Genomic DNA, 7,368 nt, shown 5'->3' with positions numbered 1-7,368 from the left:
GCACAACGCCCGCGACGCCCGCCGACCGCTCGCCCTCCTCGGACTCACATGATCACGAACCGGACATCGAGCAACTTTGCCGATGCCCTGGCTCAACCTCTAGAAGCGACCGTTCATTCCGTGAATCCTCAGTCACTTGTGAAAATATAGCGTTGGGGTTTCGCCCCTGTTGAGAGTATTCGCACCGGTGTTGTAATCCCTGCCTAAACGCTTGTTTTTGTATAGCGTCCTCCCCATAGTGGAATGTGGAGGCGAGTGCAGACGAGCCGTCACGGCGAACATGCCTCGTCTTCCAACGACAAGCCCGGAGCTACATGTAGCGAAAGAACCCTGACGCATTCCTGCGCCGGTGTTGTTTTGTGTGTCTCTTCGAGTCTGTCGTCCTTCGTGTAACAGAAAGGAGGGTGCCTATAGATACACCACAGAGCAACCCAACCCGCGCGCAGCTTTCCAAGCTGCAATGGTTCGAAATCCACTTCGTGCGCAGTCTCACGGTCGCCGAGGTGGTGCGGGCACTCCAACCGCTCGCCTACCGCCCCTTGATCGGATGGCTTCGGCGTACGCCGGCGGTGGCGCTGGAACTGCGGGGATCAGCGGACGGTGTCCGGTGGTTGGTCGGGATGGATACAAGCATCAGCGAGGAGCTGGCAGCCCAAGTACGGGCGCAGCTTCCCGGGCTGGTACTCGTAGCTCTCCCGAACCCACCGCGTCGGCCCATGCAGGTGGTCGCGAACGTCCACCTGTCGAATCTCACGGGCGTGCTGCGGACGGACATGTCAGCGAGCGTCACGGCCGGGCTGCTTGAGGGGATGGCCTCGCTGGGGCGTGACGTATCGGCCGTTCTTCAGTGGGTCGTCGGCCCGGCGCAGTCCCGATCGCGGAAGCCGGAGTCGTTCAGCGTGACACGGGCTCTGGGCCTGGTTGCCGTGGCCAAGGAGTCGGCGGACGACCGGCAGGTCTGGAAGCGGAAGACGCACGAGCCGCTGCTACTGGTACGTGGCCGCATCGGGGCGCGTGCCCGTTCGCTTGAATCGGCCCGTCTGGTGGTGCGGCGCCTTGGCGAAGCGCTCCAGGTTGTCAGTAGCAGTCATGTTGAACTGCGTGTCCCCCGCGCGAGCGTGCGGGGCACTCGCCAGCTCGACAGTGCTGCGGCGAACAACCGATGGTCGGGCGTCCTGAATGTGGCGGAGCTGGCGGGAGTTGTCGGCTGGCCGGTAGAGGCGACCGCATCTCTGCACGCCCGTCTCGGTCGCCACTATCCGGCACCAGCGCAGATCACCGTGCCGGTAGAACGAGGTGGTCAACCGGACGGCCGTGTCCTGGGCGCCGGCCTGCATCCTGCTCAAGCGGATCATCTGGTCACGCTGCCGACGGAAAGTGCGGTGCATCATCTGCACGTGGTCGGCCCGACGGGAAGCGGCAAGTCGACGCTGCTGGCCCGGTTGCTCCTCGCAGACGTTCGGGCAGGTCGAAGTGTCTTCGTTCTTGAGCCGCGCGGCGACCTGGTGGAAGCGGTGGTGGCCGGCGTCCCCGCGGAGCGCCGCGAGGACGTGGTGGCCATCGAGCCGGGCTCGTCTGAGAAAGTCGTCGGCTTCAATCCGCTCGCGGGACCGCGCGAGGACGCCGAGCAGCGGGCCGACCATCTCTTGTACTTGTTCCGTGAGCTGTACGGTACGAGCCTCGGGCCGCGAAGTGCCGACGTGCTGATGCACGCCCTGGTGGCACTTGCTCGTAGTGACCAAGGAACGCTGGCCGATCTCCCGGTCCTGTTGACCAACGCCGCGTTCCGCCGTCGGGTGCTCGGCGTGGTCAACGACCCGCTTGTCTTGGCGCCGTTCTTCTCGTGGTACGACGGGTTGTCGGAGGCGGAGCGGCAACAGGTGGTCGCGCCTGTGCTGAACAAGACGCGGGCTTTCCTGAGCCGCACGCCGATACGTCGGCTACTCGGCCAGGCCGCACCGCGGTTCGGGTTGGACGAACTGTTCTTGCGTCCGCGCATCGTGCTGGTGAACCTGAACTCTGGGGTCATCGGAAGCGAGACGTCCCAGATGATCGGCGCCCTGCTGGTGACGCAGCTCTGGCAGGCGATGCAGCGTCGGGCCTTGGTTGCCTCGACCCACCGGACGCCAGCCATGGTCGTTATCGACGAGGTACAGCAGTACCTCCGGCTGCCCGTCGACCTCGGCGACCTGTTCGCCCAGGCGCGCGGGCTTGGCGTCGGCCTCACCGTGGCGCATCAACACATGGCGCAGCTCCCGCCGAAGCTGCGGGCGGGAATCACGGCCAACGCGCGGAATCGCGTGGTGTTCCGTCCCAGCAGTGAGGACGCGTCGAGCCTCGCGACCATCCTCGGTGGCGGCCTGATGGCGGATGACCTCGCGCTGCTCGGGGCGCACGAGGCGTATGCCGAGGTCTTGGTGAACCGACGTATCAGCGAGCCGTTCCTTGTCCGGACGCTCCCACCGGACACGCGCGCCCTCGGTGATCCTGCCGTCTTACGTCGCCAGAGTGCGCAGTGGTATGGAGTGGACGGGGTGGAGCTGGACGCGCGGCTTCGTGCGCGGTGGCACGGCGGCGACGAGGCGGCGTCGAGTCCGATCGGGCAGATTCCACGGAGGCCCCGGCCATGATGGCTTCGTATCGGCGTTCGCACCGCGTTGGTTGCCTTGGTCGTCGCCTCTCTGTTGTGAGGGCGCAGGCACCAAAGAAACTCTCACCCACGGGAGTACTCCCATGGTGAGACCTCGCCTGCTCTCATCGGCGCGGGTGGAGCGGTTGCGTTCTCGGCTGAGTCCACGCGACGTGGCGGTGTTGGCATCGCTGAGCCGTGTACGGCTCCTGAGTCTGGAGCAGCTTCGCCGCCTGGCCGTGACGGATGGATCGCCCCGGGCTCGCACACGTCGGGCGCAGCTGATGATGACCCGGCTTACAAAGCTCGGCGTCGTGGTGCGGTTCGCCCGGACCATCGGGGGTGTGCGGGCGGGGTCGTCGGGCTATATCTACGGCCTGACGGGCCTTGGTCAAGCGGTCATTTCTACGGGCGGGCCGCTCGGTGGTCGGCGTCGCCGGGTGTGGGAGACGAAACCGTATTTTCAAGACCACATGCTGGCCGTGAGTGAACTGTACGTCCAGATGGTCGAGCGGCACCGCGAAGGTGGCGTGGAGCTACTGGCGTTTGACGCGGAACCAGATTCGTGGCGTCACTTCACGGGCAGCGGCGGCGAGTTAGTCCAGGTGAAGCCGGACGCGTACGTACGTCTCGGGCTGTCGGCCATGGAGTACAGCACGTTTATAGAGGTGGATTTGAGTTCGGAGACGCTGCCGACCATCCAGCGCAAGAGCCAGCGGTATATCGACTACTGGCGCAGCGGCATGGAGCAGCAGTGGCACGGGGTGTTCCCGAAGGTGCTGTGGCTCGTAAAGGACGAGCATCGAGCGGAGCGGATCACGGGCGTGGTGAAGAAGTTGGCCCATGACGCGCAGGCGCTCTTTGATGTCGGGCTTTTAGCGGCGGGTGGCCGGCTGCTCGGGGGGACCACCCCATGATGTGGAAACTACACTGCCGCGGCCCACCTGGGAGGTAGGCGAAAACATCGAAGTGCGTTTAACTAGAAGGAGGATTAGACATATGGATGAGGTAATAAAGAAGACACCACCCGGAGATGAAAGCACACTGCTGCTCACGGTGCGCGAGGCGTATATGCGCCTGCGGATTAGTAAGTGGAAGTTGTATGACCTGCTCCGGTCACACCAACTTGAAGCCGTGAAGATTGGGCGGCGCACGCTGATACCGCTGCGCTCGATTGAAGCGTTTGTACTGAAGGGCTGGAAGGAGTCCTTCGCCTGATGGCTCGGCGTAATGCAAACGGCGAGGGGACGATTTACCGGCGTAAGGACGGACGGTATGAAGGTGCTGTCTATGTCCTGACAACCAGCGGCATACATAAGCGGGTTCGCGTCTATGGCGCGACCCGCGCCGAGGTCAGTCGGAAACTGACGGAAGCCAAAGCGAGGGATGACCAGGGGATTCCGGTAGCGGATAGGAACTGGAAGCTCGGGGAGTACCTGGACTACTGGCTTGAGGAGGTAGTGAGGCCCGGAAAGAAGCCGAAGACGTACGAGCAATACGAGTTGGTCGCGCGCCGCAATCTGAAACCTGGCCTTGGACACAAGTATCTGTCGAAGCTCACCGTTCGGGATGTGCAAACGTACATCAACCAGCAGAGCGTGCAAGGCTACTCGGCTCGTCGCGTCGAGATGATTCGCAACACTCTCAGCTCAGCATTAACGCGCGCCATGAAAGAGGAGTTGGTCAATCGCAACGTTGCCCGCCTCGTAGACTTGAAGGCACCTGAGACGGGAGTAGAAGCCGCAGAAGTAGCCCCCTGGTCGTTTGACGAAGTGCAACGGTTCTTAGTCGTAGCTCGCACTCACCGGCTCTATCCCGCCTTTCTCCTAGCACTGTTCTATGGGATGCGCCGTGGCGAGATTCTCGGCCTTGCCTGGAAAGACATTAACCTCACCGATAGCACTCTTAGTCTTCGCCGACAGCTACAACGCGTCGGCCGTGAACTCTTGCTCACTTCACTCAAGACGAAGACGAGTCGCCGCAATCTGCCCCTCGTAGAAGACATGACGAAGGCGCTTGAGGAACTACGGGCGCTAGAGTCTCCCGTCTCTGACGACGACCTCGTATTCAGAACGAACGTTGGCACGCCGATCGAGCCGCGCAACTTCGTCCGAACGTTCCAGCAGCTCTGCGATAAAGCTGGCGTCCGGATAATTAAGTTCCACCACCTACGCCATAGCCAGGCGACCATGCTTGAGCATCTGCAAGTTCCGGTCAAGACGGCCCAAGCGATCCTTGGGCACTCAAGTCCTGCGGTGACGCAGCAGATCTACCAGCACGGTGGGATGAACCTAAAGCGTGATGCTCTAGAACTACTGCAAGCGAGACTACGAGAAACCAAAACCGCCCAGGCGGATACGCCTGGGCGGTTGGTGGATGCGATTGACGGCAACGGTAGCCGTCAAGTTAGCCGTCAGAGTCATATTTGGAATGATCTTTTGGCTTGGATTATCTCTGGAGGGCCAGGAGGGGCTCGAACCCTCGACACCCTGCTTAAGAGATCGAACCACTGCAACATAGAACAGCGTGTTACAGGGGTAGATGCGATCTTGAAAGACAGTCGGCGACGCTGGTTGCTCGGTGCCGTTGCCGTCAGCGTTGCCGTCAATTCCAGATGATACAGAACGTAGCGAATTACTACGCAGTGCAACGACAGAATGGCAAGGTTGATACGTGAAGCTGTCGTTTGAGCTACTCGCCAACCTCGTTAGCTTTCCTTGTCCACGCTGTAGATACGAAGTCGAGATCCAGCTCCTTGACGCCCGCGTGCAGGCATACCGGTACTGCCCTTGCTGCCGGGCGCGCATCCACCTGGTCGACAAAGACGGCTCAATGTTCGGAGCGTTTGAGGAAGTAGACCACGCCATGGATCAACTCAATAAGGCCCTGAAAGGACTCTTCTGATGCGCTACGAACGTGACCTGCAAGTCAAGCTCCAAGAGAGATACCGCCGCCTTTACAAGACGGACTACAACGTCTTTGATCGACAGATCAAGTATTTCTACGACTTCGTTCAGCAATCACCGGCTCTCCGTGCAATCACAGAAAGGATCGCCGGGAGCCTTTCCAAGTTGGACGCTGACAAATGGATCGAAGACCACTTGAACGGTCGCGGTCACTACGATTGGCCTGACTCGGAGATCGGCCACATGAAGGTGGCATGGCGACTCATCACAAGGTGGGCCGGTGGCGAGAACCCCAATAAGCACGCATCTTCAATCTCGCGTGAAAGGCACTGGCCAACGATCTACCGGGAGTTGACGGAACGGACAGTCGAACCGTTCGTCGAGTACCTACAGGAGCAGATCGGCTCAGCAAGCGAAGTTCTCTACATGCTCGAACGCTTCACTCGGCGACTTGAAGCCTTCGATCAAGATGAGCTATACGAGAAGTATCAGTCGGACACCGCACGCGGCGAGGCACTCTACGATCGCTACCTTCGCCGGTTCCTGTTCGACCAGGGGATTGACTATCCGTTCTCACAGCCGAAGTCCGCTTCGGGTGAAGCCGATGTAGTCAGCGGCCTTGAAGGTGACGACCCTCTCGTCTGCGAGGTCAAGCTGTACGCCCCAGAGAGGAGCTACGACGTTCGGTACGTGGCGAAGGGATTCCAGCAAGCAGTCAGCTACGCCCGTGACTACGGGAAGAACGTGGCCTACCTCGTGATCTTCAACCTGAGCGACCACGGTCTACAGCTCCCCACCGATGAGGACACAAAGCCCTGGCCACCGCGACTCCATGTTGAAGGCGTCACCGTCTACATGGTGACCGTGCAGGCCAAGCCACTTCTTTCTGCGAGCAAGCGCGGAAAGGCAAGTCCGCGCGACGTTCGGCGCGAAGAGCTCGTCAGCCCGCAAGACTCTTAGGACTCCCGGGTGAGTCTCGCTCGCTCAACTCAGGCAGGCGAACCGTAGTCCCGCCGGTTCATCCGCGCGCCGGCGGCGTGTCACAGGCGACCCTCATCACCCGCGCACCGCTGGCCCTCCCTGAACCCAGCGACCTACACTGATGGGTCGCTCCTCTTGTCCGTCTCCACCCATCTCACGCGGTGTTGGTCATATGAGGTGTTCGTGTCCCTGATCCCCGACGGCCTCCCCGAGTCGCACCGCCCTATCGCGCTGGAAGCCGACCGCATCCACGAGAGTGCACTGTGGAGCGCTCAAGGCCAGTTCGAGCAAGCCAAGTTGTGGCGGCTCATCAACGTTGCACTCGGCGTTCCGGCGGCTGCACTTGCCGCTGTCTCGGGTGGAACTGCACTGGCCGGTGACGTTGGCGTGTGGCCCGGCATCCTCGCCCTGGCGGCAGCAGCATTGAGCGCAACCCTCACTACCGTGAACGCATCGCGCCGAATGACACAGGCGCAAGCATCTGCGAACGCCTACCTCCAACTCCAGACGGCAGCACGCCAGTTCCTGACTGTCGACCTGTCCGACTTGAACCGCGAGGACGCACGGGACACCTTGCGCAGCTTGACCAACACCCGCGACGAGCTCAACAAGACGGCCGATCCACCAGGCCGCCTCGCCTACAAGCTGTCGAGCCGGAACATCAGCGGTGGCGGCCAGAGCTACGGGGCGGACGAGGGGGAGTAACCATGGCTATGACCACAGCAGCGGCGTTCAACGAATTCGATGCCAAGGTGAAGCAGGGCATCGGCAAAGTTGCTCGATGTCCGGTTCGTGATCATGTGAGTCCGAGGAGGGCGAGCGGTCGGCGGGCGTCGCGGGCGTTGTGCCGCA

At 61.7% G+C, this 7,368-nt stretch carries 6 protein-coding genes; all 6 read left to right on the top strand.

All coding sequences use genetic code 11. The features are described 5' to 3' along the window. The first annotated feature begins 716 nt into the window (after nt 1-716). The 6 genes from ACLZN2_RS50355 (at nt 717) to ACLZN2_RS50330 (ending at nt 7,221) form a co-directional block, all read left to right on the top strand. Nucleotides 717-2,630: a type IV secretory system conjugative DNA transfer family protein gene (locus ACLZN2_RS50355; protein ID WP_416986946.1), complete on the top strand. Its 1,914-nt coding sequence runs from the start codon at nt 717-719 to the stop codon at nt 2,628-2,630. Between the two features lie 103 nt (nt 2,631-2,733). After that, entirely contained in the window at nt 2,734-3,546 is an 813-nt protein-coding gene (locus ACLZN2_RS50350; protein ID WP_416986945.1) for a replication-relaxation family protein, read from the top strand. Nucleotides 3,547-3,628: 82 nt separating this feature from the next. After that, complete coding sequence (locus ACLZN2_RS50345) at nt 3,629-3,847, top strand: helix-turn-helix domain-containing protein (RefSeq protein ID WP_416986943.1); 219 nt, start codon at nt 3,629-3,631, stop codon at nt 3,845-3,847. After that, nucleotides 3,847-5,247 carry a tyrosine-type recombinase/integrase gene (locus ACLZN2_RS50340; RefSeq protein WP_416986941.1) on the top strand — a complete coding sequence of 467 codons (1,401 nt, stop codon included), beginning with the start codon at nt 3,847-3,849 and terminating at the stop codon, nt 5,245-5,247. The genes ACLZN2_RS50345 and ACLZN2_RS50340 overlap by 1 nt, the downstream gene beginning before the upstream one ends. A gap of 285 nt (nt 5,248-5,532) precedes the next feature. Beyond that, entirely contained in the window at nt 5,533-6,495 is a 963-nt protein-coding gene (locus ACLZN2_RS50335; RefSeq protein ID WP_416986940.1) for a hypothetical protein, read from the top strand. 204 nt (nt 6,496-6,699) lie between these two features. Continuing rightward, on the top strand, nt 6,700-7,221 hold the full coding sequence (locus tag ACLZN2_RS50330) for an SLATT domain-containing protein (RefSeq protein WP_416986938.1): 522 nt from the start codon (nt 6,700-6,702) through the stop codon (nt 7,219-7,221). Nucleotides 7,222-7,368: the final 147 nt, after the last annotated feature.

Source organism: Streptomyces sp. T028 (assembly GCF_048159505.1).
In the GTDB taxonomy this organism is placed as follows: domain Bacteria; phylum Actinomycetota; class Actinomycetes; order Streptomycetales; family Streptomycetaceae; genus Streptomyces.
This window is presented reverse-complemented; position numbering and strand designations above follow the sequence as displayed.

Excerpts from the sequence above, each read along its gene's own strand:
- ACLZN2_RS50345 (WP_416986943.1), top strand. The coding sequence starts at position 3,629 with ATGGATGAGGTAATAAAGAAGACACCACCCGGAGATGAAAGCACACTG.
- ACLZN2_RS50335 (WP_416986940.1), top strand. The coding sequence starts at position 5,533 with ATGCGCTACGAACGTGACCTGCAAGTCAAGCTCCAAGAGAGATACCGC.
- ACLZN2_RS50355 (WP_416986946.1), top strand. The coding sequence starts at position 717 with ATGCAGGTGGTCGCGAACGTCCACCTGTCGAATCTCACGGGCGTGCTG.
- ACLZN2_RS50350 (WP_416986945.1), top strand. The coding sequence starts at position 2,734 with ATGGTGAGACCTCGCCTGCTCTCATCGGCGCGGGTGGAGCGGTTGCGT.
- ACLZN2_RS50340 (WP_416986941.1), top strand. The coding sequence starts at position 3,847 with ATGGCTCGGCGTAATGCAAACGGCGAGGGGACGATTTACCGGCGTAAG.